This is a genomic window from Bradyrhizobium sp. 170 (assembly GCF_023101085.1).
Lineage (GTDB): Bacteria > Pseudomonadota > Alphaproteobacteria > Rhizobiales > Xanthobacteraceae > Bradyrhizobium.
Genome location: NZ_CP064703.1, coordinates 840864 through 865174 on the forward strand (window position 1 = coordinate 840864; position 24311 = coordinate 865174).

Here is a 24311-nt window from a genome sequence, read left to right on the forward strand (position 1 = left end):
GCATGGCGCAATTCTCTCGCCGGCATGTGCTCGGTCTCGGTGTCGGCGCGCTGGCGGCTGCACGCCTCGCTCCCGCGTTCGCAGATAATGGCGGCAAGAAGCTCCACGGTCTTTCGGCATTCGGCGACCTGAAATATCCCGCCGACTTTCGTCGTTTCGACTACGTCAATGCGGATGCGCCGAAAGGCGGGATGTTCTCGCAACTCGTTGGCGCGGGTGGCTCGACCTTCAATTCGCTCAACGCCTTTATCGTGAAGGGCGACAGGGCGAACGGAATGGAGCTAACTTTTGCATCGCTGATGGCGCGGGCGTTCGACGAGCCGGACGCGGTCTATCTCCTGGCGGCAGAGGATTTGACCGTATCCCCCGACGGGCTGGTATTCCGTTTCCAGTTGCGCCCAGGCATTACCTTTCATGACGGCAGCGAGATCACGGCATCCGATGTTGCGTTTTCGCTGACGACGCTGAAGAGCAAGGGACATCCTGCGTACGCTTCCGTGCTGCGCGATCTCGCCGATGCCACGGTCGAGGACAAGCGGACGGTCCAGTTGCGCTTCCAGCCGACTCGCGGCCTCGACATGCCGGCGCTTGCGGCGGCTATGCCGATCTTTTCGGAGAAATACTATTCGACGCGGCCGTTCGACGAGACCTCGCTGGAAGCGCCGCTCGGATCGGGTCCCTATCGCGTCGCCCGGTTCGAGCAGGGGCGCTTCGTGGAATTCGAGCGGGTGAAGAACTGGTGGGGTGAGAACCTTCCGGTTTGTCGCGGCCTGTACAATTTCGATATTCTGCGGGACGAGTACTACCGGGACCGCGAAGCCGGCTTCGAGGCCTTCACCGGTCGCAACTACCTGTTCCGCGAGGAGTTCACATCGCGAGTCTGGGCCACGCGCTACGATTTTCCTGCGATCCGTGATGGCCGCGTCAAGCGGGACGTCATTCCGGACGAGCGCCCCTCCGGCGCGCAAGGTTGGCTGCTCAACACGCGGCGGGATAAATTCAAGGACAGGCGCGTTCGCGAGGCGTTGACGATCGCCTTCGACTTCGAATGGACCAACAAGAACCTGATGTATGGTTCTTACCAGCGCACGCATTCGGTGTTCCAGAATTCCGACATGATGGCGCGCGGCGAGCCGTCGCCGGAAGAGATCGCGCTGCTCGAGCCGTTCCGCGACCGTCTGCTGCCGGAAGTGTTCGGACCGGCATGGATACCTCCGGAGACCGACGGGTCCGGGCAGGATCGCAAGCTCTTGCGCAGCGCCGGTGAACTGCTCAATTCGGCGGGCTGGACCGTGAAGGACGGCCGCCGGCTAAACGCGAAGGGCGACCAGCTATTGGCCGAATTCCTGCTGACCGAGCGTTCCTTCGAGCCGCATCACCAGACCTTCATCAAGAACCTTCGTGTGCTCGGCATCGATGCCAACATTCGCCTGGTCGACCCGGCTCAGGCCGAGGTGCGGCTCAAGGACTTCGACTTCGATATCGCCATCGCGCGATTCATCTTCCCGCAAATTCCCGGAAGCTCGCTGCGCAACTATTTCTCAAGCGCTTCCGCCAACACCAAGGGCTCCAATAACCTTGCCGGGATCGCCGATCCGATCGTCGATGCGCTGGTCGAGAAAGCGGTGGGTGCGCAGACGCAGGCCGCACTGAACAACGCTTGTCGTGCTCTCGATCGTGTGCTGCGCTCCGGTCGTTACTGGATTCCGCACTGGAACAAGGCTTCGCACTGGATCGCCTATTGGGACCAGTTCGGTTTCCCGCCGACCAAGCCCCGCTATGCCCGCGGCGCGCCGGAAACCTGGTGGTACGAATCGGCAAAGGCCGCAAAACTTGAGCAGGCGAAGTAGTCCATGACCGCCTATATCGCCCGCCGCGTTCTCCTGATGCTGCCGACACTGCTCGGCATCCTGTTCGTCTCCTTCGTGGTCGTGCAGTTCGCGCCCGGCGGGCCTGTCGAGCGCGTGATCGCGCAGCTCTCGGGTGCAGACACCGGAGCCGCCTCTCGTGTGTCGGGCTCCTCCGGCGGCGATTTCGGTGCACGGCCCCAGGCCGGCGCGGCGGCAGACGCCGTCAATTCAAAATACCGCGGCGCGCAGGGGCTTGATCCGGAATTCATCAAAAAACTCGAGGCGCAGTTCGGCTTCGACAAGCCGGCGCCGGAGCGCTTTGCGCTGATGGTGTGGAATTTTGCCCGCTTCGATTTCGGCAAGAGCTATTTCCGCGACACCAGCGTGTTGCAGCTGATCAAGGAGAAGCTGCCGGTCTCGATATCGCTCGGCCTCTGGTTGACGCTGCTGACCTATTTGATCTCGATCCCGCTCGGCATCCGCAAGGCGGTGGCGGACGGAACGCGCTTCGATACCTGGACCTCGGCGGTTGTCATCGTCGGCTTTGCGATCCCCGGCTTCCTGTTCGCGATCCTGCTGATCATCCTGTTTGCCGGCGGTTCGTTCTTCAACGTGTTTCCGCTGCGCGGATTGACCTCGGACGGCTGGTCACAATTCCCCTGGTACTGGAAAATCATCGACTACTTCTGGCACCTCACGCTGCCTTTAATCGCGATGGGTCTCGGTGCCTTTGCCACCATGACGCTGCTAACCAAGAACTCGTTCCTTGACGAGATCCGCAAGCAATACGTGATGACCGCGCGCGCAAAGGGCTGCAGCGAGGGGCAGGTGCTTTACGGCCATATCTTCCGCAACGCCATGCTGATCGTGATCGCAGGCTTTCCCGGTGCGTTCATTGGCGCCTTCTTCTCCGGCTCGTTGCTGATCGAGACCATCTTCTCGCTCGACGGGCTCGGGCTGCTCGGCTTCGAGAGCGTGCTCAACCGCGATTATCCGGTCGTGTTCGGCACGCTGTTCATCTTTTCCCTCGTTGGCCTTGTGGTGGGTCTGATCTCCGATCTCGCCTACATGTGGATCGATCCCCGGATCGATTTCGAGGCGCGGGAGGTCTGATGACGATGCTCGCCCCGCAGCCGATCGAGACCTCGACGCAGTCGCCGCTCGGTGCCGCCGTGCCGGTCACGCGTCATCCCCTTGCGATGTCGCCGCTCAACCGCCGGCGCTGGCAGAATTTCAAGGCCAACCGCCGAGGCTACTGGTCGCTCTGGATATTCCTGATCCTGTTCGTGGTGTCGCTGTTTGCCGAATTGATCGCCAACGACCGGCCGTTCCTGATCAAATATGACGGAAAGCTGTATTGGCCGGCCTTCGTCAGCTATTCCGAGACGACGTTCGGCGGCGATTTCGAGACCTCAGCCGACTACCGCGATCCCTATTTGCAGAAGCTGATCGCCGAGAAGGGCGGCACCGTCATCTGGCCCTTGATCCGCTATTCCTACGCCACCCACAATCTCGATTTGCCGACGCCGGCGCCGTCGAAGCCGACATGGATGCTGACGGAAGAGCAGTGCAAGCCCGTGGTGGAGAAGAAGGGCCTGAAGAGCTGCAGCGACCTCGAATACAACTGGCTCGGCACCGACGACCAGGGCCGCGACGTGGTAGCGCGGCTGATCTATGGCTTCCGGATCTCGGTGTTGTTCGGTTTGACGCTGACCATCCTGTCCTCGATCATCGGCGTCATCGCCGGCGGCGTGCAGGGCTATTTCGGTGGCTGGATCGATCTCGCCTTCCAGCGCTTCATCGAAATCTGGAGCGCGATCCCTTCGCTCTACCTGCTACTGATCCTGTCATCGGTGCTGGTGCCCGGTTTCTTCGTGCTGCTCGGCATCCTCCTGCTTTTTTCCTGGACGACGCTCGTTGGCCTCGTGCGCGCGGAATTCTTGCGAGGTCGCAATTTCGAATACATTCAGGCGGCGCGCGCACTCGGCGTCTCCAATGGCGTGATCATGTTCCGGCATCTGTTGCCGAACGCGATGGTGGCGACCATGACCTTTCTGCCGTTCATCGTATCATCCTCGGTGATGACGCTGACCGCGCTCGACTTCCTCGGCTTCGGCCTGCCGCCGGGTTCGCCATCACTCGGCGAGCTGCTGTCGCAGGGCAAGTCCAACGTGCAGGCGCCCTGGCTCGGTTTTACCGGCTTCTTTTCGGTCGCGATCATGCTGTCGCTCCTCATCTTCATCGGCGAGGGCGTGCGCGACGCCTTCGATCCGCGCAAGACGTTCAGATAGGGATCGGGCATGGACGCCATCAACCAGCCCTTGCTCGATGTGCGCGACCTCTCGGTGGCGTTCCACCAGCCGAGCGGCGCCACGACTGCCGTCGACCGCATTTCTTTCTCCATCAAACGCGGCGAGTGCGTGGCCCTCGTCGGCGAGTCCGGCTCCGGCAAGTCGGTCAGCGCGCTGTCGGTGCTCAAACTGTTGCCCTATCCGACCGCCTCGCATCCCTCCGGCACTATCCATTTCAAAGGCCGTGAGCTGCTCAACGCCTCGGAGCGCGAGATGCGCGAAATCCGCGGCAACGACATCTCGATCATCTTTCAGGAGCCGATGACCTCGCTCAATCCGCTCCATACCATCGAGGCGCAGATCGGCGAGATCCTCTCGCTGCATACCGGCATCAGCGGATCGATGGCGCGGGCGCGCACGCTGGAGCTCTTGACGCAGGTCGGCATTCCCGATCCCGAAACCCGGCTGAAGAGCTATCCCCATCAATTGTCAGGCGGCCAGCGCCAGCGCGTCATGATCGCGATGGCGCTCGCCAACGAGCCGGACTTGCTGATCGCGGACGAGCCGACCACCGCGCTCGATGTCACGGTGCAGGCCCAGATCCTGGCGCTGCTCGCCGAGATCAGGTCCCGGCTCGGCATGAGCATGCTGTTCATCACCCACGATCTCGGCATCGTCCGCCGCATCGCCGACGTCGTCTGCGTGATGAACTCTGGCAAGATCGTCGAGCAGGGGCCGGTCGAACAGGTCTTCACCGCCCCGAAGCACGCCTATACGCGCGCGCTGCTCGCGGCCGAGCCAAAGCCCGACCCGGCGCCGCCGCGGCCCAACGAACCGGTGGTGATGTCGGCCGACAATCTCAAGGTCTGGTTTCCGATCAAGCGCGGGCTGTTGCGCTCGACCGTCGGCCATATCAAGGCGGTGGATGGCGTCAGCGTCGCGGTGCGCAAGGGCGAGACGCTCGGTGTCGTCGGCGAATCCGGCTCGGGCAAGACCACGTTGGGCCTCGCATTGCTGCGGCTGATTTCCTCTGACGGACCGATCGTGTTCCTCGGCAACAACATTCAGGGCCTGCGCTTCAAGGCCATGCTGCCGTTCCGCCGCGACATGCAGATCGTGTTTCAGGATCCGTTCGGCGCGCTGAGCCCGCGCATGTCGGTCGGCGATATCGTCGCCGAGGGCCTGAGCGTGCATCAGAAGTCGCTGTCGTATGAAGCGCGCGAGGAGCGTGTCGTCAAGGCGCTCCAGGACGTTGGCCTCGATCCGGCGACGCGCTTCCGCTATCCGCATGAATTCTCTGGCGGCCAGCGCCAGCGCATTTCGATCGCGCGCGCGGCGGTGCTGGAGCCGAATTTCGTCGTGCTGGACGAGCCGACCTCAGCGCTCGACATGCTCTTCCAGGCGCAGATGGTCGACCTGTTGCGCGAGCTGCAGCGCAAGCGCGACCTGACCTATATGTTCATCTCGCACGATCTGCGCGTCGTGGCTTCGCTGGCGAGCCATCTGATCGTGATGCGCCACGGCAAGGTGGTGGAGGAGGGGCCGGCCGCGGAGCTCTTCAAGAATCCGAAGAGCGACTACACCCGCGCGCTGTTCGCCGCCGCGTTCCGCATCGAGGCCGTGCCGGAGGCATAGTAGAGGTCGTCATATCCCGCGAAAGCGGGGTATCCAGTACGCCGCGGCCTTTCGGTTCTATTGCTGAGGCCTCTGGAATACTGGATCACCCGCCCCGGTGCGCAATTGCGCACAAGGCGGGGTGATGACGGTGAGATTGGTTCTACAACCGCCTTATCGCCGTGACTTCGCTGCCCGCCGCTTTGATCCGCGCGATCGCTTCCTGCGTGTTCTCCACGACCGTCGCCATGTGATGCGCGTTGGCGTGCACGATGCTGTCGGCGTCGCGGACGATCGCGACGTGGCCTTTCCAGAAGATCAAATCGCCGCGCTGCAGCGTCTTCATCTCGGCAGCACTCAATTCCCGCCCGAGGCCGTCCTGTTGCATGTCGCTGTCGCGCGGGCAGCCGGTGCCGGCGGCGTTCAGCGAAACCTGGACGAGACCGGAGCAATCGATGCCGAGCGAACTCTTGCCACCCCATAGATAGGGCGTGCCGGCAAATCGCTCCGCGACTGCTACGAAATCTTGCTCCATGGCGTCGAGGCCGCCGACATGCCGCCGCGGCAGATACCAGCCCTCGCCCGTTACGGCGAACCCGCCGTCTTCACGCACGACCGTCACCCTTGCACCCATGGGCAGCGTTTCGACCGGCGGCAGCTTGATCGAGGGGCCCGGGAACGCGAACGTCCGCAACGCCGTGACCTTGTGCGTCGGAGCCGCAGCGGGCCTGACCAGTGCGGCATCCGGAATCCAGCCGACATAGCCGTCGCTGTTAAGCTGGCCCCAGGCAAAGCCTTCGCCATCGCGATTGTAGATCGTGACGCGTTCGCCCTTCAGCGCCTGCGTCGACAGCATGGCATCTGCCGATGGCGCCTCGCGCAGCGGCGCGATGGCATCGCGCACGCAGTATTCTTCGCCGGTGACAAAGCGCGCGGCCTTCACCTTGCCTTCGAGATATTTGGCGGCGAGGTCCGGCCGTGCCGGCGTCAGGCGCGGATCATGCATGGCGTTCGCTCAGCAGCTTGTAGATGGCGCGCACGGCCTGGCATTCGCCGCCTTCGGGGCGCGCGGGTTTTGCGGACGGCGTCCAGCCATAGATATCGACATGCAGCCAGCTCTTTGCATCCGTCACGAAGCGCTGCAAAAACAGCGCGCAGGTGATCGAGCCGGCAAAGCCGCCGGACGGCGCGTTGTTGATGTCGGCGACCTTCGAATCCAGCCAGGAATCATAGGGCGGCCACAGCGGCATTCGCCACAACGGATCGTTCTCCCGTTTCGCATGAGCTGAGACGCTTTCGGCAAGCGTCTCATCATGGGTGTAAAAGGGCGGTAATTCCGGCCCCAGCGCCACCCGCGCCGCACCCGTCAGGGTGCCGAGGTCGACAAGCAAGTCCGGCTTCTCCTCGTCCGCCAGCGCCAGCGCATCGGCCAGCACCAGCCGCCCCTCGGCGTCGGTGTTGCCGATCTCCACGTTAAGTCCCTTGCGCGACTTGAAGATGTCGAGCGGGCGGAAGGCGTTACCGGCCACCGCGTTCTCGACCGCGGGGATCAGCACGCGCAGCCGAACCTTCAGCCTGGCATCCATCACCATCTGCGCCAGCGCCAGCACGTTGGCGGCGCCGCCCATGTCCTTTTTCATGATCAGCATGCCGCTGGACGGCTTCAGGTCAAGGCCGCCGGTGTCGAAGCAGACGCCCTTGCCGACCAGCGTTACCCTGGGATGGGCGGGATCGCCCCAGTTCAGATCGATCAGGCGCGGGGCGCGCGTCGAGGCCATGCCGACGGCGTGGATCAGCGGAAAGTTCTGCTTCACGAGTTCGTCGCCGACGATGCAGTTGAACTGGGCGCCGAACCGCGTCGCCAACGCTTGCGCAGCCTGCGCCAGTTCTTCCGGGCCCATATCGTTCGACGGCGTATTGATCAGGTCGCGCGCAAGCGCTGCCGCCTCCGCCATCCGCGCGATATCGGCGACATCGATGCCGTCGGGCGGCGCCAGCCGGACGTTGGGCGTTTCGTTCTTGCGATAACGGCCGAACCGATAGGTCCCAAGGGCAAAGGCCAGCGTCGCGAGCCGCACATCATGCGGCGCATTGGCAAAGCGATAGACGCCCGGCGGCAGCAGGCCGGGCAGCGCGCCCGGCCGGAACAGATCGCGTGACTTGCTGCTCTCGTCTTCGAGGCCGAACACGACCTGCGCGATCTTCCCGTCGGGCGCGGGCAGCGTCAGGCATTTGCCGGGCTTGGCGGTGAAGTCGTTGGCCGCCGCAAACTGTCGGGCTTGCTCGGGAAGCTCCCGGGCGATCGCGGTCCATGTCGTCTTGGTGGCGAAAATGATCGGAATGGCAGCGGCGTCGGGTACGGTCTCGAACGGGGATTGCATGCTGGTCTCGCGGAAGAGGACGGGCAGGGTGGTGCCGATGGCATAGCACGGCCAATTAACCGGCCGTTAGGGTTAACGGTCTATTGATGGCGCGTTCGGCTTCATTCGACAGCCATTTCCCGTGAGTTGAAGTGCCATGCGTCGACCGTCCAGCCATTCCCGGTCTCTTGCCGGGTCTCTCGCTCGGTTCCTCTCCTCCGCGGCCGTGACGGCGGTTCTCGCCGCCGGCCTTGGCGGCTGCCAGACCATGTCCGACATAACGGGGTCGCTGACTTCATCGTCATCGTCATCGTCATCGAAGGCGCCAGCCGTTCCCGAAGATCCGCGCCGCGCGGTCGAGGTCTACGGCGAACGATATCGCGCCAATCCCAAGGATGCCGAGGCGGCGCTGGGATACGGCCAGGCGCTCCGCGCCACCGGCCAGCGGGCGCAGGCCGCCGCCGTGCTCGAGCAGGCCACCATCGCCCATTCCGGCAACAAGGCGCTGCTTGCCGCTTATGGCCGCGCGCTCGCCGACAACGGCAATTCGCAGGCGGCCTTCGACGTGCTCAGCCGCGCCCATTCGCCCGCCAATCCCGACTGGCGCATTCTTTCGGTGCAGGGCACCACGCTCGACAAGATGGCCAAGCACGAGGAGGCCCGCCGCTATTACGCGACCGCGCTGAAGATCGTGCCGGAAGAGCCTTCGGTGCTCTCCAATCTCGGTCTGTCCTACATGCTGACGCGGGAATTGCCGCAGGCCGAGGAAACGCTGCGGCGCGCCCATTCCAATCCCCGCGCCGACGGCAGGGTGCGGCAGAACCTGGCGCTCGTGGTCGGCCTGCAGGGCCGCTTCGCGGAAGCCGAGACCATCGCCAAGGGCGATCTGCCGGCCGACGAAGCGACCGCCAACGTGGCTTACTTGCGGGAAATGCTCAGCCGCAAGGACAAGGACAATTCGCGTCCTCCCGGCAAACAGGCGACCGTCCCGGTCGCGGCCCTCAACCGGCCGGACTAGCGCGTCGGCTCTGATTGAATCGGAGCCGATGCCCTGGATTTTTGTTCTGACGCGTTTTCTTCACGCGAACCGTTGATCCATCCCGGATCAAGTCCGGGGCAAGCTTTCGCTCGAAAACGCTATGGGCCGGCAGTGAGCCGTCGTCGCCAGCGAAGCGGACTTCCCAATCTTCAAGGTCGTCTAAAATCAATCCAGCGTCGCGCGTGCCGCGGCAAGCCGGGGTTGATGACGTCGAGCGGCGCGGCATCCGCCGCGCCGATCGCCTTACGGCATCATCTGGATCTTGATGTAGGTCGGTCCGAGAATGACGATGAACAGGCACGGCAGGAAGAACAGGATCATCGGCACGGTCAGTTTCGGCGGCAGCGCGGCGGCCTTCTTCTCGGCTTCGTTCATCCGCATGTCGCGGTTTTCCTGCGCCATCACGCGCAGGCTCTGGCCGAGCGGGGTGCCGTAGCGTTCCGACTGCATCAGCGCCAGGCAGACCGATTTTACGCCCTCGAGGCCGGTGCGCTTGGCGAGGTTCTCGTAGGCCACCTTGCGGTCCTGCAGGTAGGACAATTCGGCCGTGGTCAGCGAGAATTCCTCCGACAGCGCGATCGACTGCGATGCAATTTCGGTGGAGACCTTGCGGAAGGCGACTTCGACCGACATGCCGGACTCGATGCAGATCAGCAGCAGGTCGAGTGCGTCGGGAAAGGCGCGCTTGATCGAGAGCTGGCGCTTGCTGATGGCGTTCTTCAGGAACAGCATCGGGGCCTGCAGCCCGAGATAGGCGGCGGCGACGCAGATGCCGATCTTGACCGTCAGCGATTTGTCCATCTGCGTGATCACGAACACGTAGAGGGCCGCGCCGATAAACAGCACGATCGGTGTCACCGCGCGGGCAAACAGGAACGTGACGTAGGGCGCCTGGCCGCGATAGCCGGCCATGATCAGCTTGTCGCGCGCGGCTTCCTGCGCCAGCCATTTGGTCAGGTTGAAATCTTCCACCACCTTGGAAACGAGCTGCTTCGGGGTTTGCCGCAGCGACACCTTTTCCGATTTGGCGAGGCGGTCGCGCTCGCGCTGCCGGAGCCGTTCGCGCTCGCTGGCAACCGCCTTCATGCGCTTGGCGAGGCCTTCGCCGGCAAACAGCGGCATGATCAGCGTATAGGCGGTCGCGCTCGCCGCGATGGCGGCAAGCAGCATGGTCATGAACCGCGCGTCGTGCATCTTGGAGATCAGAAAATCAATCATGGCCGCACCGTCAGAAGTCGAAATTGATCATTTTCTTCATCACCAGAATGCCGATCGTCATCCAGCCGACGCAGCACACCAGCATGAACTGGCCGAGACTATGGGTCCAAAGCAGCGAGATGTAGTCCGGCGTCGAAATCCAGACCATCAGCATCACGATCGGGGGCAGCGAGCCGATGATGCCCGCGGAGGCCTTGGCTTCCGTCGACATCGCCTGAATCTTCTCCGCCATCTTCTTGCGGTCGCGCAGCACCTTGGAGAGGTTGCCGAGCGCTTCCGACAGGTTACCGCCGGACTTCTGCTGAATCGCGACCACGATGCCGAAGAAGTTCGCCTCTGGCAGCGGCATCCGCTCATACAGCCGCGTGCAGGCCTCGCCCAGCGGCATGCCGATGGTCTGGGTTTCGATGATGGCGTTGAACTCGCTCTTGAGCGGCTCGGGTGAATCGGCTGCCACCACCTTGATCGATTCGAACAGCGGCAGACCGGCCTTGATGCCGCGCACGATGACGTCGACGGCGTCGGGCAGCGCCTTCAGAAACGCCTTCTCGCGGCGCTTCTTGAGAAAGCCCAGGACCCAGCGCGGCAGGCCGAGGCCCGTGCCGAAAGCCATCACGGCGGCGCCCAGCAGGTGGCCGCCGATCACAAAGGCGAGCACGAAACCGACCGCGCCTGAAACGCCTGACGCGATCCAGAATTTCTGGGGTGTCCAGGATCCCAAACCGGCCTGGGCGAGGCGGGTGGTGAGCGGGACGGACTTCTCTTTTTTGCGCCGGGCGTCGAGTTCCTTCAGCGATCCCTCGACCTGCTCGCGGCGCGAGCGCTGGGTTTTCTCGACCTGACGCGCCGGCGCGTCGGCACGTGCGATCGAGGCGCGGCGGGATTCGGCCTTCCTCTGGCCCGACAGCGATGGATAGATGAATACCCAGGCCAGGCCGCCAATGGCGGTAGCGGCGAGAAACGCCAGTGCGAGCGTCTGTATGCTCATAGGTCCCTCACGTATTCTCGGCGACTTCGGCGGCGTCGAGCGCGGCCGCAAGCCGCTTCTCTTCGCCGTAATATCGCGCCCGTTCCCAGAACCGCGGACGTCCGATCCCGGTCGAGCGGTGCCGCCCGATGATCTTGCCGTTCGCGTCTTCGCCGATCATGTCGTACAGGAACACATCCTGGGTGATGATGGTGTCGCCCTCCATGCCCATCACCTCGGTGATGTGGGTGATGCGGCGCGAGCCGTCGCGCAGACGCGCGGCCTGCACGATGACGTCGATCGAGGCGCAGATCATCTCGCGGATGGTGCGCGAGGGCAGCGAGAAGCCGCCCATCGTGATCATCGATTCGCACCGCGACAGGGCTTCGCGCGGGTTGTTGGCGTGCAGCGTTCCCATCGAGCCGTCGTGGCCGGTATTCATGGCCTGCAGCAGGTCGAATGCCTCGGGTCCGCGGACTTCGCCGACGATGATGCGTTCGGGACGCATACGCAGGCAGTTGCGGACCAGTTCGCGCATCGTCACCTGGCCTTCGCCTTCGATGTTGGGCGGCCGGGTTTCCAGCCGCACCACGTGAGGCTGCTGCAGCTGGAGTTCGGCCGCGTCTTCGCAGGTGATGACGCGCTCGTCCTCCTCGATGAATTGGGTGAGGCAGTTCAGCAGCGTGGTCTTGCCCGAACCGGTGCCGCCTGAGATCAGCACGTTGCAGCGGACGCGGCCGATGATCTGCAGGATCTGCGCGCCTTCCGGCGAGATCGCGCCGAACTTGACCAACTGGTCAAGCGTCAGCTTGTCCTTCTTGAACTTACGAATGGTGAGCGCGGGCCCGTCGATCGCCAGCGGCGGGACGATGGCGTTGACGCGGGAGCCGTCGGCGAGGCGGGCGTCGCAGATCGGCGACGATTCGTCGACACGCCGGCCGACCTGGCTGACGATGCGCTGGCAGATGTTGAGCAGCTGCTGGTTGTCGCGGAAGCGGATGCCGGTCTTCTGGATCTTGCCGGCGACTTCGATGAACACCGTGCCGGCGCCGTTGACCATGATGTCGGCGATGTCGTCGCGCGACAGCAGCGGCTCCAGCGGGCCGTAGCCGAGCACGTCGTTGCAGATGTCGTCGAGCAGCTCTTCCTGCTCGGCAATCGACATCACGATGTTCTTGATCGCGATGATCTCGTTGACGATGTCGCGGATTTCCTCGCGCGCCGACTCGCCGTCGAGCTTGGCGAGCTGGGCAAGGTCGATCGCCTCGATCAGGGCGCCGAAGATGGTCGCCTTGACCTGGTAGTAATTGTCGGATCGCCGCGCCTCCATGGCGGGCGCGGGCGGCGGCGCCTTCATGGGCGCGATTGGGGGCGAAGCGACGGCCGGCGCGGCCATCTCGCGCGAAACCGCCGGCGCCAAAGCCGGCTCCGGCGCCTGGATGGCGGGCTTCATTACCCGCGTATCACTATCATTTCCACTACGCTTACCGAACACGATGGCACTCCACGCGGGCGACTTACTTCTTGGCCCGCAACTTCTCGATCAAAGGCGACAGCAACGAACTCTTCGGCTTCTTGGTCTCGCCGCGGCCGGTGAGCCGCTGCGCAATCTGCAGGAACATCTCGGTGGTGCGATGCGTGGCGGAGATTTCCGCGATCATCTGGCCGTTGTTGGCGGCCGAACCGAAGATTTGCGGCTCGAACGGTATCGTGGCGATCGGGTGGTTTTCGATCGCCTTGGCGAATTCGGCGGCGGGGATCTCCGGACGCTTCGGGATGCCGACCTGATTGAGGCAATAGAGCGGCGCGCGATCGTTCGGCCGTGATGCCTTCAAGAGGTCGAAGATGTTCTTGGTGTTGCGCAGATTGGCGAGATCGGGCGCCGCGACGATCAGGATGTCGTCGGCCGCGATCAGGGCGCGCTTGGTCCATCCCGACCATTGATGGGGGACATCGAGCACGATGCAGGGCATCGTGGTGCGAAGCGTATCGAAGATCGAATCGAACGCCTCCGCGCCGAAATCGTAGACCCGGTCGAGCGTTGCCGGCGCCGCCAGCAGGCTGAGGTGGTCGGTGCATTTCGACAGCAGGCGGTCGAGGAACGCGGTATCGATCCGGTCGGGCGAGAACACCGCATCCGCGATGCCCTGCGGCGGGTCCTGATTGTAGTCGAGGCCGGCGGTGCCGAAAGCGAGGTCGAGATCGGCGACCACGGAATCCAGCGCCAGATCACGCGCGATCGCCCAGGCGACGTTGTGGGCGACGGTGGATGCGCCGACGCCGCCCTTGGCGCCGACGATGGCAATGATGCGGCCGACGGCCTTGGCTTCCGGCGACGAGAACAGGTTGCAGATGGAGCGCACGACGTCGATGGCGTTGACCGGGGCGATGACGTAGTCGCTGACGCCACGGCGGACCAGTTCGCGATAGAGCATGACGTCGTTGATGCGCCCGATCACGATCACGCGGGTTCCGGCGTCGCAGACGGTGGCGAGCTGGTCGAGGCCGAGGAGAATGTCGTTGCGGCCTTCGGTCTCCAGGATGATGACGTTCGGGGTCGGCGCCGAGCGGTAGGCCTCGATGGCGGCGGCCATGCCGCCCATCTGGATCTTGAGGTGAGCCTTGCCCAGGCGGCGGTCTTCGCCCGCCGACTGCACGGCGGCCGCGGTTTCCACCGTCTCGCAGAAAGCCTGCACCGACACCCGCGGCGCCGGCGCGATGTGATCCTCGGTGGAGGGTGCCGTGGCTTCCGGCTGCTGTTCTGAATTCTGGCGCGAGTAAGTGATCATTTGCCGGTATCGCTGAGTTTGGCCTTGTCGCTCTCGGGATAGGTGGTCGCGGTGGAAATGCCTTTGCGATATTTTTCGAAGGCTACACCACGGCGCGGCGCAAAGGCTGGGGTTTCGGGACGCGGCTGCACGAGATCCGACGGGTTGTCGATCATCGACGCCAGATTGCGCTGATTGGAGCAGCCGAAATTGTAATAGGGCTTGTTGTCGAAATAGCCCTTGTTGTTGACCGACGGTCCGATGTCCTCCGGCCACAGCCCGCAGGGGCCGGCCACCGCCGAAATCTTCGGATAGTTGAGGCGGATCGCGGCCATATGCCTGGGGTCTTCGGGGCGATACTGGCGGACATTGACCGCGCGCGGCGGCACGCCGGCAGCGGAGAAGGTCGCCTGGATCTCGCGCAACGAATCCTCGGCCGCCCGCGCGTTCGGCGTGTTGACGGGCACGTCGACGCTGATGATGCCGGTGCCTTCCCGCATCCAGGTCTGGGCCAGATACATCACGTCGGCGCGCTGGGAGGCGGAAAGGCCGCCGCGCCCGCGACCGACGAAAACGACGATCGAGCGGTCGGCTTCCTGGACCGCGATCGGATGGCGCAGGCGATAGTCGTCGGGCACGCCCGCTGTCGTTACAACATCGGGTGTGTGCTTGCAGGCGCTGAGCGCGATGGAAAGACCGATCAGCGCTCCCGCCAGGCGGAGGGCGCGCTTGGGGTCGGCGGGCCTTGTGGATTTCATCCTCGGTGTCATCGTCCCGCCTCAGTCCGTAATAAAGCCGTAGGTGCCGCGATAATTCCGTGCCTTCTCGACGCGGCCCGGAACGCCGTAGATGCGATTGATGCTGCCGAGCAGGTCGGCCTGCGGATCCGACGCGCTGGCAAAGCCGTCATCGGGGCGCGACAGGTCCTTCTGCGCCACCGCACGCACCACATAGGGCGTGACCAGAACCATCAGTTCGGTCTGGTTGTTGACGTAGTCGCGGCTGCGGAACAGCGTGCCGAGAACCGGCAATTGCGCCAGACCGGGGAGGCCGTTGACGGCCTGCTTGGTCTGTTCCTGGATCAGGCCGGCCATGGCCATCGCGCCGCCCGAAGGAATTTCCAGCGTGGTTTCCGCGCGGCGGGTCTTGATCGAGGGAATGGTCACCGAATTGACCGTCGAAGCGGTCACCGATTGCGAGAGCGTGATCGAATTGTCGTTCGACAGCTCGGATACTTCGGTCATCACGCGGAGGCTGATCCGGCCTTCGGTCAGCACCACCGGCGTGAAATTGAGCGAGATACCGAATTTCTTGAACGAGATCTGGGTCGTACAGACATGCGTGGTCGGGTCGCAGGCATAGCCGGCTGGGACCGGAAACTCGCCGCCGGCAATGAAGGTCGCGGATTCGCCCGAGATCGCGGTGAGGTTGGGTTCGGCCAGCGTGCGCACGACGCCGGCGCTTTCCATCGCGCGGAGCGTAGCCGTTACCGTCGGCGTGGTTCCGAACGATGTCGTCGCCCCGTTGGTCCCGACCAGCGGACGGCCGAGCGCGCCAAACGGATTGGCATGGTTGAAATTCACGACCGCGGTGCCGTAGTTCATGTTGGCCGAGAGGTCGATGCCCAGCTGCTTGACAATACTGCGGGCGACTTCGGCAACCGTAACTTTCAGCATCACCTGGTCGCGGCCGCGGACGGCGATCGAATTGACGACCTTCTCCGAGCCGCCCACGAGGCGGGCGGCGATATCGGCGGCCTGCTGCGCCTCGATCGGGCTCGCCGCGCTGCCGCTCAATACCACGCCGTCGCCAACGCCCTCGATCAGGATGTCCGAATTCGGCAGCGACTGCTTCAGCGCAGCGCGCACGCCGTTGAGGTCGCGCTTGACCGCGATGTCGTAGGCCGCGATCTGCGCGCCCGTGGAATCGAAGAAGACGATGTTGGTCTGGCCGACCGCGGCGCCAATGATATAGGCGCGCTGGGTCGAGCGGACGATGGCGTTGGCGACTTTCGGATCGGCGACCAGCACGTCCTTGATCTCCCGCGGCAGGTCGATCACGATCGATTTTCCGATGCCGAGCGAAACGAACCGCGCGTTCATCTGTCCGTCGGTGCTGACCGGAGCTGCGGTGCGATAGTCGCTTGCCAGCACCGGCGTCAGTGCCGGATTGAGCGTGAGAGCAGCCGCGGCCGAAAACGACAGGGCGCGGACGATGAACGTTCGCATCATCGGCTGAATTTCCCTGCACTTCATATCGTGCGTCCTTTCGGTCACTTCTGCATCGTCTGCTGGCTGGCAACGCCGTAACGAATGACGTTGAGGTTTTCGCCGCGCTTGTTGAGTTGTTGTTCGTCAGGCTTCTCGACCGTGTTGACGTCGGCAATGCTGCGCAGCGCCAGCGTCAGCGAGCCGCTCTGGCGCGATCGCGCCAGCGTCTCGGCCTGCTCGGGCTTCAGTTCGAGGGTGACCGTCTTGCCGACCAGCGAGTTGGTGCCGTCTTTTTCCTTCGGCGCCTGGTCGATCGCGAGAACGCGAACATTGGTGAGGATGACCTCAGCACTGGAGACGTCCGGGCCTGCTTTGTCCGGATTCTTCTCGCGCTTGGTCAGAAGCACGTCGACGCGGTCGTTCGGCAGGATGAAGCCGCCGGCGCCGGTTTCCGGTGAAATTTCGGTGGAGATGGCCCGGTAGCCGGCGGGCAGGATCGCCGCCATGAAGCCGGAGCCGTCGGCCTTCACCAGCTTCTGTTCGCGAATCGGTTCGCCCGCGATGAACGGCGAGCGCGCGATGGAGCCCGTGATCTCCTTGATGGCGTCGGCCTTGCTGGCGCGGCTGATGAAGTTGCTGCTGGCGGTCGCGGCCGGCCAGGTCTGCCATTGCAGATCCTCCGGCTTGACCGAGCGGCCAAGGCCGATATCCGATTTGGCGACGAGAATATCGACAGTCTGAATCTGCGCGATCGGCTGGGCCGGCGCTGGCTTGTCGTCGGACCCGCTGGCGAGATATGCGGCAATGCCGCCGGCTCCGATGGCGATGGCCAGGACCACAATGCGTGCGGTATTCATTACGCTTCACTTTCCACATTACGCCGCGACGCTTCCGCCGCCGTGATGGGAGTTGACCAGCTATTCGTCAAAGCATGGTTAATGAGGCGTGTGTAAATTGCCTTAACGGAAAGTTAGCGACGTTGGATCAGCGCATGGCGAGGTGAGCGATGTCGATCGCCTTGATCCATTCGGTCTGCGGATAGACGATCAGCGCGCCCACGGCGAGCGCGATGCCGTAGGGAATTCCGCCCTGCTTGTCGTGCAGCCGGTTCAGCCAGGCTTGTCCCGCAAGCAGGGCAGGCAGCGGCCATTGCCGGAACTGAATCAACAGGACTGTCAGCGCTCCGCCGAGCAGCGAGACATAGACCAGATAATTGAGGAGGTGGTCGAAACCAAACCAGAGCGCCACGCTGGCCGCGACCTTGGCGTCGCCGCCGCCGACCCACCCCATCGCGAAGCAGGCAAACGCCACCACCAGAACGGCCGCGCCGGCGCCGAAATGCAGGAGGATGTCGTGCAGGCCCATGCCGCCCAGCACCGCGAGCGCCACAAAGCCGACGATCAGCGCCAGCGACACCCGGTTCGAAATCGTCATCGTGAACAGGTCGCTCGCGGCTGCGAACGCCATCAGGGCCGGAAACAGCAGGAGGCGGGCGGTATCGAGGATCATGATTTCACGCGAGGCTGCGGTTGACCCGGGGTCCAGGCTTCGGCCGAGCCTAGCCATCAGAAATGAACAATCGGGAAACGCCGGAATACCGCAAGTTCGTGCCGCGTCCGGGCGGCGGTGTGCCGAGTCCGGCGCACGCGCGCTTTGCGAAAACGATAAAGGCCCCGGCTTGCCGGGGCCTTTAAAGCTAGCTCGCAAACGTCGCTTACTTCAGCGAGTTCGAGATCGTAACGAAGTTGGTCGACAGCTTGGTGCCGAGACCGTTGACGGCGGTGATGATCGCGATCGCGATGCCGGCGGCGATCAGGCCGTATTCGATGGCGGTGGCGCCGGACTCATCCTTCACGAAACGCGAAACGAGATTCTTCATAGATGATAACTCCTGTGTACACATGGCTGGTCGAACTTAAGTTTGGTCTTGCCGGCGTTCTCAGCACCGTGACCATGGCGTGACCCTAAGGGTGCGACAATTTCGACGCAGTTAATTCGACCATGCAAAAATGCTTGGAACTTGCTGTTCTTGAGCACAGTAAACACCGAATTAAGCCGCTCAAGAAAATGCGGGCGAGACGTCGGGTCGTTCGTCGTGGTCGTGCGCAATGTCTCGTCGACCCCGTTGATTCACAGCTCCTTAAGCGCGAGCAGATACCCCTGAGGTCTCCGATTGAACGAGGCCGTCATGTCCAGTTTGCCAATGGAAGTCATCGAGGTAGTAGGCCAGACGATGGTGAAGGTCGTCCCGGTGACGATCGCGCTCGCCGTTGTGTTCACTGTGCTCTCGCACTTCTGGGCCTGCAATCCGGGCAAACCCTGGTGGCACAAGCGCGAGCTCGCTACCGACATCTGTTACTGGTTCTTCGTGCCGGTATTTGCACGCATCTTCCGCATCGGGTTGCTGGTGCTCGGCGCTTCCATCCTCTTCAACATTCATGATGCCGACGAACTGATGGCGTTCTACGACAATGGCCACGGGCCGCTGTCGCAGCTTCCGCTCTGGGTGCAGGCGATATTGTTCCTCGTTGCGTCCGACTTCATGCTGTACTGGCTGCACCGCATGTTTCACGGCGGCGGCTTCTGGAAATATCACGCCATCCATCACTCCTCGGAGGATCTCGAGTGGATCTCCGCGGCGCGGTTTCATCCCGTCAACCTGTTCATCGGAACGATTCTGGTCGACGTCATCCTGCTGATTGCGGGCATTTCTCCCAACATCATGCTGTGGGTCGGACCGTTCACGACCTTCCATTCCGCCTTCGTTCACGCCAACCTGAACTGGACTTTGGGGCCGTTCAAATACGTGCTTGCCACGCCGGTCTTCCATCGCTGGCATCACACCCCGCTTGAAGAGGGCGGCAATACCAATTTCGCGGGCACGTTCCCGCTCTGGGACCTCCTGTTTGGAACGTTCCGCATGCCGGAGAACCGGCTGCCCGACAATTACGGCGTGGAGGATCAGGAGATCCCTGCCGAGATCGCCGGGCAATTGGCCTATCCATTCCGTCATTAGCCGGGCCGGTAATTTTGCATGAGCACTGAAGTCGGAACGATCCCGCGGGACAAAGCCTTCAGCCTTGCCGACGTCCCGGCATGGCTCTGGATCGGAATTGGCGTCTACGCGCTGCTGCTGGTCGGCGGACGGGCGCTTCTGAACGATTCCGATACCTACTGGCAGATCGCCGTGGGCCAGTGGATCCTCGATCACCACGCATTGCCGCGCGTCGACATCTACTCCTTTACCAAGGCGGGCGAGCCGTGGACGTCGTCGTCCTGGCTGGCGCAGGTGCTGTATGCGACGAGCTACAATCTGGCGGGCTGGACCGGGCCGGTAGTTCTTGCAGCTAGCTGCATTGCCGCAACCTTCGCCTTGTTCACTCATATTCTCAGCCGCCGTATTCCCGCGACCTATGCGGTCGCCGCCGCGATGGTGGTGCTGGCGCTTTCGATGCAGCATTTTCTGGCGCGCCCGCATGTGCTGGTGCTGCCGATCATGCTTGCGTGGGCGAACGGGCTGATGTCGGCGAGCGAGCGCGGCCAGGCGCCGTCGCCATGGCTGCTGCCATTGCTGGCGCTGTGGGCGAACCTGCACGGCGGATTCGTGTTCGGCCTCGTGCTGGTCGGCGCGTTCGCGCTCGATGCGCTGTGGAATGCCGATCGCGCGCAGCAAAGGCCGGTAGCGCTGCGCTGGGCAGCGTTCGGTATCGGCGCGCTGGTAGCCTGCTGCGCGACGCCTTACGGGTGGGGATCGATCCTCGCGGCACGCAAGATCCTCGATCTCGGCGAACTCCTGCATCTGATCTATGAATGGATGCCGGCGGATTTCAGCAAATTCAGCGTGTTCGAGCTGACGATCCTCATGCTGATCGCCGGTGCGCTCTATGGCGGCGTCAAGCTCACGCCGCCGCGGATCGCGCTGGTGCTGGGTCTGCTGCACATGGCGCTGTCGCATGTCAGGAATGTCGAGATCTTCGCCCTGCTGCTGCCGATCGTGGTGCTCGCGCCGGTGGCATCGCAGTTCGCGCTGCGGCCGGCATGGACCGCCCGCACCGGGGCCCCGATGCCTGTGATGGCAGTGGTGATGATCCTGCTCGGCGGCTGGACATGGCTGCTTGCGGCCAACACCACTTTCGCACCGTCCGAAAACCAGTCGCCGGCCGCGGCCGTCGATGCGCTGAAGGCGCATAATCCCAAGCGGGTTCTCAACGATCTTCCGTTCGGCGGCTATCTGATCTGGCGGCAGATACCCGTGTTCGTCGACGGGCGCGCCGAGCTCTACGGCGAAGCGTTCGACATGGCCTTTTACCGCGCGATGCAGCTCAAGGACGTCAACCAGTTTCTCGACATTCTCAAGAAATGGGACATCGATGCCGTGCTGCTGACGCCGCACACCCCGGCGGTCGGCCTGCTCGATCATATCGGCGGCTGGCGGCGCGCCTATGCCGATGAGAACGCCGTGCTGCACGTTCGCACGGCCAACTGATCCGGTCGGTCTCGATAGCGTTTTCGAGCGAAGCATGCTGGCGGACTTGATCCGGGGGTGGACACCGGTTCGCGTCAGGAAAACGCGTCAAAATCTGGAGCCCGGTTCGGATTAAATCAGAATCGAAAAGGCGCTGGAACGCGCGAACTGGCGGGCGGGCCGGGATTCTGGTACGCGGGCCGTATGAACCTGCCGGGCGAAGTCGTCGAGATGCTGGGCCAGACGGTGGCCAAGGTGGTGCCGGTCACCATCGCGCTGGCGCTCGTGTTCTCGGTGCTGGCGCATTTCTGGGCCTGCAATCCCGGCAGGCCCTGGTGGCGCAAGCGCCAGCTCGTCACCGACATCTGCTACTGGTTCCTGGTGCCGCTGTTCGCGCGCGTATTCCGCATCGGGCTGTTGGTGCTCGGCGCCGCCCTGGTGTTTGGAATTCGCGACGCCGACGATCTGATCGCCTTCTACGACAACGGCCATGGCCCGCTGTCGAAGCTGCCATTGTGGCTGCAGGCGATCCTGTTCCTGGTCGCGGCCGATTTCATGATGTACTGGCTGCACCGCATGTTTCATGGCGGCGGCTTCTGGAAATACCACGCCATCCATCATTCGTCGGAAGATGTGGACTGGATCTCGGCGGCGCGCTTTCACCCCGTCAACCTGCTGCTAGGTACCATCGGGGTCGATGTCGTGCTGCTGATGGCTGGCATTTCGCCGGGTGTGATGCTCTGGCTCGGGCCGTTCAATATCTTCCATTCGGCGTTCGTTCACGCCAACCTCAACTGGACGCTCGGCCCGTTCAAATACGTCGTGGCGACGCCGGTATTCCATCGCTGGCACCACACCTCGCGCGAGGAGGGCGGCGACACCAATTTCGCGGGCACCTTTCCGCTCTGGGACATCCTGTTCGGGACCTTCCGGATGCCGAAAGGCATGCTGCCGGACCAGTATGGCGTGGACGATCAGTCCTCGTTTCCCCGCGAAATCATCGGACAGCTGGCCTATCCGTTCCGCAAGTAGAGCATGATCGCCGCGCAAACGCGTTTCCGCGTTTGTCGCGAGGAAAAGGTGGTTGCCGGTTTTCCCTTGCGGCAAACGCGCAAACGCGTTTGTGCGGAATTCATGCTCAATTAAACATGCGCCTGGCGGATTTCTTGCCCCCATTTCGGGGCCTATTTGCCCTTTGTTCATGAATTGTCGTCAGATTCACCGTGTCGGGCGCCGGTTCCGCTGCGTATCGCCATTGCCGGCTTGTTGATGCCCCGGGGTAAAGTATGTCGTTCAAGTTCCAGCGTAATCGCGCACGCGCGCGTTTTGGATCGCGTTCCCTCGCTGCAGGCCTTCTGCTGTGGCCGGCCGTCTGCATGGCTGGGCCCGATCCCGACCGAATCGCCGTCTATGTCGATCAGGCAAAGCTCGTGAAGCTTCCTGCCAAGGTCTCCACCATCGTGGTGGGAAACCCGCTGATCGCGGACGTCACCCTGCAGAGCGGCGGGATCGTCGTCGTCACCGGCAAGGGCTACGGCGCCACCAATTTCATCGCCATGGATCGCAGCGGCGAGGTGCTGGTGGACCGCCAGATCCAGGTCGAAGGCCCGACCGATCAACTCGTCACCGTCTATCGCGGCGTCGAGCGCGAATCCTATAGCTGCATGCCGATTTGTCAGCGCAGGGTTACCCTTGGCGACGGCGACGGCTACTTCAAGACCGCAATCGATCAGGCCGGCTCGCTCTCCAGCCAGGCTGCCGGCTCTGCAGGCGGCGGCGGCAGCAAGTGAACTGACGGTCGCGCAAGGCGACCGCCGGCTGCATCTGGCTGATGGCATCGGCGCCGGTCTCGCGGCACGGTTAAGATCCGGTTAACGGGGCAGGCCGCTCTGTCTGGAACGGCCGAAACACTTCAACAATCAGTTTCGGATAGGTTTTTGCGGCAATTCCTCCTCGCGCTCTGAGGTTTCCTCGATGCCGCCTTCCACAGTTCCCAAGACCAACATCCTGCGCCGGTTTCGTCGCAACCGAAAGGGCTCGGCCGCCGTCGAATTTGCTCTGGTTGCGCCGCTATTCTTCGGCGTTCTGTTTGCAATCATCGAACTGGCGCTGGTGTTCTTTGCCAGCCAGATCCTCGAAACCGTGACGCAGGATACGGCGCGCCTGATCATGACCGGCCAGGCGCAGAACGCCGCCTATAGCCAGGCAACGTTCAAGGACGCCGTTTGCGCCAAGCTCACCGTGATGTTCGATTGCGTGAACGGCGTTTCGATCGACGTGCAGAGCTACAAGGCGTTCTCCGCCGTAGACGTCAAAGACCCGATCGATTCGGGAAAAAATTTCGTTCCTCCGAATAATTATCTCCCCGGCGGACCCAATGACATCGTCGTCGTGCGGCTGTTCTACAAGTGGCCGCTGTTCATCACCGGCCTCGGCTTCAATGTCGCGAATATCGGCAACAATCAGCGGTTGTTGACTGCGACCGCCGCGTTCCAGAACGAACCTTACCTGTAGGGCCAATGGCAATGAAAACGATGGGGACAATTTGGCTTCGCATGCGCCGCCGGGCGTTCGAATTGCGGGGCAACAACAGCGGTGTTGCCGCCATCGAATTCGCCATGATCATCCCGGTCATGGCGGTGCTGCTCGTTGGAACCAACGAGTTCTCTGCCGGCGTCGCCATCGACCGCAAGGTGACGATAATGGCGCGCACGCTGTCGGACCTGACGTCCCAGAACACCGAGGTCACCGACGACAAGCTGACCAACTTCTTCAGTGCCGGCAAGGCGATCATGACGCCTTACCCGTCGACACCGGTGGAGGGCACGATCTCGGAACTCTATATCAATCCCAGCACGCTGAAGGCGCGGGTGCAGTGGAGCAAGGGTGCCGCAGCGCATTCGCCGGGTGACATCATCGACATCCCGGATGCGCTCAAGATCGGCGGCACCTACCTGATCTTCAGCGAGGTCAAGTATAAATACGTGCCCAGCGTCGCCTGGTTCATCAACAAGGTGAATGGCATCACGCTGAGCGACGTCAGCTACACCCGTCCGCGCCAGGGGCTTTGCGTGTTGTACAAGACGTCGGCCTGCGAAACGAAGTGAGACGGCCGCGCCTGATCGGCTGAATGCAAGGAAAACGAAGGCAAAGAAAAAGGCCGCGCCATGGGCGCGGCCTTTAGCTTTATTCAGAGGCAATTTTCCATGGCGCGCGCGCCCTGGAAAATCGCTTATCCGGCGGCGCGAAGATTGTCGGCCGAAGATTTGCCAGAGCGGCGATCCGCCACGATTTCGTAGGAGATCTTCTGGCCTTCACGCAACGTTCCAAGACCGGCACGCTCGACAGCGCTGATGTGCACGAACACGTCATTGCCGCCGTCATCCGGCTGGATGAAGCCATAGCCCTTGGTTGCGTTAAACCACTTCACGGTTCCCATGCTCACGGGGGTAGTCCCTTCTCAGATATACAAGTCGTAGCCCACCCTTCGATGGGCTGGTGAGATCGAATTTTTGGAAGGGTCGTCAGC

General features: G+C 63.0%; 23 protein-coding genes. 11 read left to right on the forward strand and 12 right to left on the reverse strand.

Annotated features, from left to right (window positions below; genetic code table 11):
- Positions 1–2: 2 nt before the first annotated feature.
- From IVB05_RS03950 to IVB05_RS03965, 4 genes are read left to right on the forward strand one after another with little or no spacing between them, the layout of a single operon-like run.
- A complete protein-coding gene (locus IVB05_RS03950) occupies positions 3–1850 on the forward strand; it encodes an extracellular solute-binding protein (protein ID WP_247783140.1) in 1848 nt (615 codons plus the stop codon).
- A 3-nt stretch (positions 1851–1853) separates the two neighbouring features.
- Positions 1854–2963 carry a microcin C ABC transporter permease YejB gene (locus tag IVB05_RS03955; protein WP_247783141.1) on the forward strand — a complete coding sequence of 370 codons (1110 nt, stop codon included), beginning with the start codon at positions 1854–1856 and terminating at the stop codon, positions 2961–2963.
- The gene (locus IVB05_RS03960; RefSeq protein ID WP_247783143.1) at positions 2963–4141 is read left to right on the forward strand and encodes an ABC transporter permease; all 1179 of its coding nucleotides are present in this window, start codon (positions 2963–2965) and stop codon (positions 4139–4141) included. The genes IVB05_RS03955 and IVB05_RS03960 overlap by 1 nt, the downstream gene beginning before the upstream one ends.
- Positions 4142–4150: 9 nt before the next feature.
- Positions 4151–5776 carry an ABC transporter ATP-binding protein gene (locus IVB05_RS03965; protein ID WP_247783145.1) on the forward strand — a complete coding sequence of 542 codons (1626 nt, stop codon included), beginning with the start codon at positions 4151–4153 and terminating at the stop codon, positions 5774–5776.
- 142 nt (positions 5777–5918) lie between these two features.
- On the opposite strand, the gene IVB05_RS03970 is transcribed toward IVB05_RS03965, so the two are convergent.
- Together IVB05_RS03970 and IVB05_RS03975 are read right to left on the reverse strand one after the other, a co-directional pair.
- Positions 5919–6761, reverse strand: coding sequence for an NlpC/P60 family protein (locus IVB05_RS03970; protein ID WP_247783146.1), 843 nt, complete (start codon positions 6759–6761; stop codon positions 5919–5921).
- Positions 6754–8136, reverse strand: coding sequence for a leucyl aminopeptidase family protein (locus IVB05_RS03975; protein ID WP_247783148.1), 1383 nt, complete (start codon positions 8134–8136; stop codon positions 6754–6756). Before IVB05_RS03975 ends, IVB05_RS03970 begins: the two co-directional genes overlap by 8 nt.
- Positions 8137–8272: 136 nt before the next feature.
- Here IVB05_RS03975 and IVB05_RS03980 point away from each other — a divergent pair, with 136 nt between their 5' ends.
- Positions 8273–9133 carry a tetratricopeptide repeat protein gene (locus tag IVB05_RS03980; protein WP_247783150.1) on the forward strand — a complete coding sequence of 287 codons (861 nt, stop codon included), beginning with the start codon at positions 8273–8275 and terminating at the stop codon, positions 9131–9133.
- A gap of 264 nt (positions 9134–9397) precedes the next feature.
- Here IVB05_RS03980 and IVB05_RS03985 read toward each other — a convergent pair whose 3' ends face one another.
- From IVB05_RS03985 to IVB05_RS04025, 9 genes are all read right to left on the reverse strand, one after another.
- Positions 9398–10372 (reverse strand): type II secretion system F family protein, encoded by a 975-nt coding sequence (locus IVB05_RS03985; protein WP_247783152.1) that lies wholly within the window; start codon positions 10370–10372, stop codon positions 9398–9400.
- Between the two features lie 10 nt (positions 10373–10382).
- Complete coding sequence (locus IVB05_RS03990; RefSeq protein ID WP_247783154.1) at positions 10383–11360, reverse strand: type II secretion system F family protein; 978 nt, start codon at positions 11358–11360, stop codon at positions 10383–10385.
- Between the two features lie 7 nt (positions 11361–11367).
- Positions 11368–12834 carry a CpaF family protein gene (locus tag IVB05_RS03995; RefSeq protein ID WP_247783155.1) on the reverse strand — a complete coding sequence of 489 codons (1467 nt, stop codon included), beginning with the start codon at positions 12832–12834 and terminating at the stop codon, positions 11368–11370.
- Between the two features lie 22 nt (positions 12835–12856).
- Entirely contained in the window at positions 12857–14128 is a 1272-nt protein-coding gene (locus IVB05_RS04000; protein ID WP_247783157.1) for an AAA family ATPase, read from the reverse strand.
- Entirely contained in the window at positions 14125–14865 is a 741-nt protein-coding gene (locus tag IVB05_RS04005; protein WP_247783159.1) for a CpaD family pilus assembly protein, read from the reverse strand. The genes IVB05_RS04000 and IVB05_RS04005 overlap by 4 nt, the downstream gene beginning before the upstream one ends.
- A 21-nt stretch (positions 14866–14886) precedes the next feature.
- Entirely contained in the window at positions 14887–16362 is a 1476-nt protein-coding gene (locus tag IVB05_RS04010) for a type II and III secretion system protein family protein (protein WP_247783161.1), read from the reverse strand.
- A gap of 17 nt (positions 16363–16379) precedes the next feature.
- Complete coding sequence (gene cpaB / locus IVB05_RS04015; protein ID WP_247783163.1) at positions 16380–17174, reverse strand: Flp pilus assembly protein CpaB; 795 nt, start codon at positions 17172–17174, stop codon at positions 16380–16382.
- A gap of 127 nt (positions 17175–17301) precedes the next feature.
- Positions 17302–17826 (reverse strand): prepilin peptidase, encoded by a 525-nt coding sequence (locus tag IVB05_RS04020; protein ID WP_247783164.1) that lies wholly within the window; start codon positions 17824–17826, stop codon positions 17302–17304.
- Between the two features lie 205 nt (positions 17827–18031).
- The gene (locus tag IVB05_RS04025) at positions 18032–18196 is read right to left on the reverse strand and encodes a Flp family type IVb pilin (RefSeq protein WP_247783166.1); all 165 of its coding nucleotides are present in this window, start codon (positions 18194–18196) and stop codon (positions 18032–18034) included.
- A 309-nt stretch (positions 18197–18505) separates the two neighbouring features.
- On the opposite strand from IVB05_RS04025, the gene IVB05_RS04030 reads away from it, so the two are divergent.
- The 6 genes from IVB05_RS04030 to IVB05_RS04055 all read left to right on the forward strand — a co-directional run bounded on the left by IVB05_RS04030 (position 18506) and on the right by IVB05_RS04055 (position 23889).
- Complete coding sequence (locus IVB05_RS04030) at positions 18506–19333, forward strand: sterol desaturase family protein (RefSeq protein ID WP_247783168.1); 828 nt, start codon at positions 18506–18508, stop codon at positions 19331–19333.
- Between the two features lie 18 nt (positions 19334–19351).
- Positions 19352–20803 carry a hypothetical protein gene (locus IVB05_RS04035; RefSeq protein WP_247783170.1) on the forward strand — a complete coding sequence of 484 codons (1452 nt, stop codon included), beginning with the start codon at positions 19352–19354 and terminating at the stop codon, positions 20801–20803.
- A gap of 183 nt (positions 20804–20986) precedes the next feature.
- Entirely contained in the window at positions 20987–21814 is an 828-nt protein-coding gene (locus IVB05_RS04040; protein WP_247783172.1) for a sterol desaturase family protein, read from the forward strand.
- A 254-nt stretch (positions 21815–22068) separates the two neighbouring features.
- Complete coding sequence (locus IVB05_RS04045) at positions 22069–22572, forward strand: pilus assembly protein N-terminal domain-containing protein (protein WP_247783174.1); 504 nt, start codon at positions 22069–22071, stop codon at positions 22570–22572.
- A 184-nt stretch (positions 22573–22756) separates the two neighbouring features.
- Entirely contained in the window at positions 22757–23296 is a 540-nt protein-coding gene (locus IVB05_RS04050; RefSeq protein WP_247783175.1) for a TadE/TadG family type IV pilus assembly protein, read from the forward strand.
- A 20-nt stretch (positions 23297–23316) separates the two neighbouring features.
- Positions 23317–23889 carry a TadE/TadG family type IV pilus assembly protein gene (locus IVB05_RS04055; protein ID WP_247783176.1) on the forward strand — a complete coding sequence of 191 codons (573 nt, stop codon included), beginning with the start codon at positions 23317–23319 and terminating at the stop codon, positions 23887–23889.
- 125 nt (positions 23890–24014) lie between these two features.
- On the opposite strand, the gene IVB05_RS04060 is transcribed toward IVB05_RS04055, so the two are convergent.
- Positions 24015–24227, reverse strand: coding sequence for a cold-shock protein (locus tag IVB05_RS04060; RefSeq protein WP_002714433.1), 213 nt, complete (start codon positions 24225–24227; stop codon positions 24015–24017).
- Positions 24228–24311: the final 84 nt, after the last annotated feature.

What these genes read in the sequence shown, in the direction of transcription:
- IVB05_RS03950 (WP_247783140.1), top strand. Translation starts at nt 3, where the DNA reads ATGGCGCAATTCTCTCGCCGGCATGTGCTCGGTCTCGGTGTCGGCGCG.
- IVB05_RS03955 (WP_247783141.1), top strand. Translation starts at nt 1,854, where the DNA reads ATGACCGCCTATATCGCCCGCCGCGTTCTCCTGATGCTGCCGACACTG.
- IVB05_RS03960 (WP_247783143.1), top strand. Translation starts at nt 2,963, where the DNA reads ATGACGATGCTCGCCCCGCAGCCGATCGAGACCTCGACGCAGTCGCCG.
- IVB05_RS03965 (WP_247783145.1), top strand. Translation starts at nt 4,151, where the DNA reads ATGGACGCCATCAACCAGCCCTTGCTCGATGTGCGCGACCTCTCGGTG.
- IVB05_RS03970 (WP_247783146.1), bottom strand. Translation starts at nt 6,761, where the DNA reads ATGCATGATCCGCGCCTGACGCCGGCACGGCCGGACCTCGCCGCCAAA.
- IVB05_RS03975 (WP_247783148.1), bottom strand. Translation starts at nt 8,136, where the DNA reads ATGCAATCCCCGTTCGAGACCGTACCCGACGCCGCTGCCATTCCGATC.
- IVB05_RS03980 (WP_247783150.1), top strand. Translation starts at nt 8,273, where the DNA reads ATGCGTCGACCGTCCAGCCATTCCCGGTCTCTTGCCGGGTCTCTCGCT.
- IVB05_RS03985 (WP_247783152.1), bottom strand. Translation starts at nt 10,372, where the DNA reads ATGATTGATTTTCTGATCTCCAAGATGCACGACGCGCGGTTCATGACC.
- IVB05_RS03990 (WP_247783154.1), bottom strand. Translation starts at nt 11,360, where the DNA reads ATGAGCATACAGACGCTCGCACTGGCGTTTCTCGCCGCTACCGCCATT.
- IVB05_RS04000 (WP_247783157.1), bottom strand. Translation starts at nt 14,128, where the DNA reads ATGATCACTTACTCGCGCCAGAATTCAGAACAGCAGCCGGAAGCCACG.
- IVB05_RS04005 (WP_247783159.1), bottom strand. Translation starts at nt 14,865, where the DNA reads ATGAAATCCACAAGGCCCGCCGACCCCAAGCGCGCCCTCCGCCTGGCG.
- IVB05_RS04010 (WP_247783161.1), bottom strand. Translation starts at nt 16,362, where the DNA reads ATGAAGTGCAGGGAAATTCAGCCGATGATGCGAACGTTCATCGTCCGC.
- cpaB (WP_247783163.1), bottom strand. Translation starts at nt 17,174, where the DNA reads ATGAATACCGCACGCATTGTGGTCCTGGCCATCGCCATCGGAGCCGGC.
- IVB05_RS04020 (WP_247783164.1), bottom strand. Translation starts at nt 17,826, where the DNA reads ATGATCCTCGATACCGCCCGCCTCCTGCTGTTTCCGGCCCTGATGGCG.
- IVB05_RS04025 (WP_247783166.1), bottom strand. Translation starts at nt 18,196, where the DNA reads ATGAAGAATCTCGTTTCGCGTTTCGTGAAGGATGAGTCCGGCGCCACC.
- IVB05_RS04030 (WP_247783168.1), top strand. Translation starts at nt 18,506, where the DNA reads ATGTCCAGTTTGCCAATGGAAGTCATCGAGGTAGTAGGCCAGACGATG.
- IVB05_RS04035 (WP_247783170.1), top strand. Translation starts at nt 19,352, where the DNA reads ATGAGCACTGAAGTCGGAACGATCCCGCGGGACAAAGCCTTCAGCCTT.
- IVB05_RS04040 (WP_247783172.1), top strand. Translation starts at nt 20,987, where the DNA reads ATGAACCTGCCGGGCGAAGTCGTCGAGATGCTGGGCCAGACGGTGGCC.
- IVB05_RS04045 (WP_247783174.1), top strand. Translation starts at nt 22,069, where the DNA reads ATGTCGTTCAAGTTCCAGCGTAATCGCGCACGCGCGCGTTTTGGATCG.
- IVB05_RS04050 (WP_247783175.1), top strand. Translation starts at nt 22,757, where the DNA reads ATGCCGCCTTCCACAGTTCCCAAGACCAACATCCTGCGCCGGTTTCGT.
- IVB05_RS04055 (WP_247783176.1), top strand. Translation starts at nt 23,317, where the DNA reads ATGGGGACAATTTGGCTTCGCATGCGCCGCCGGGCGTTCGAATTGCGG.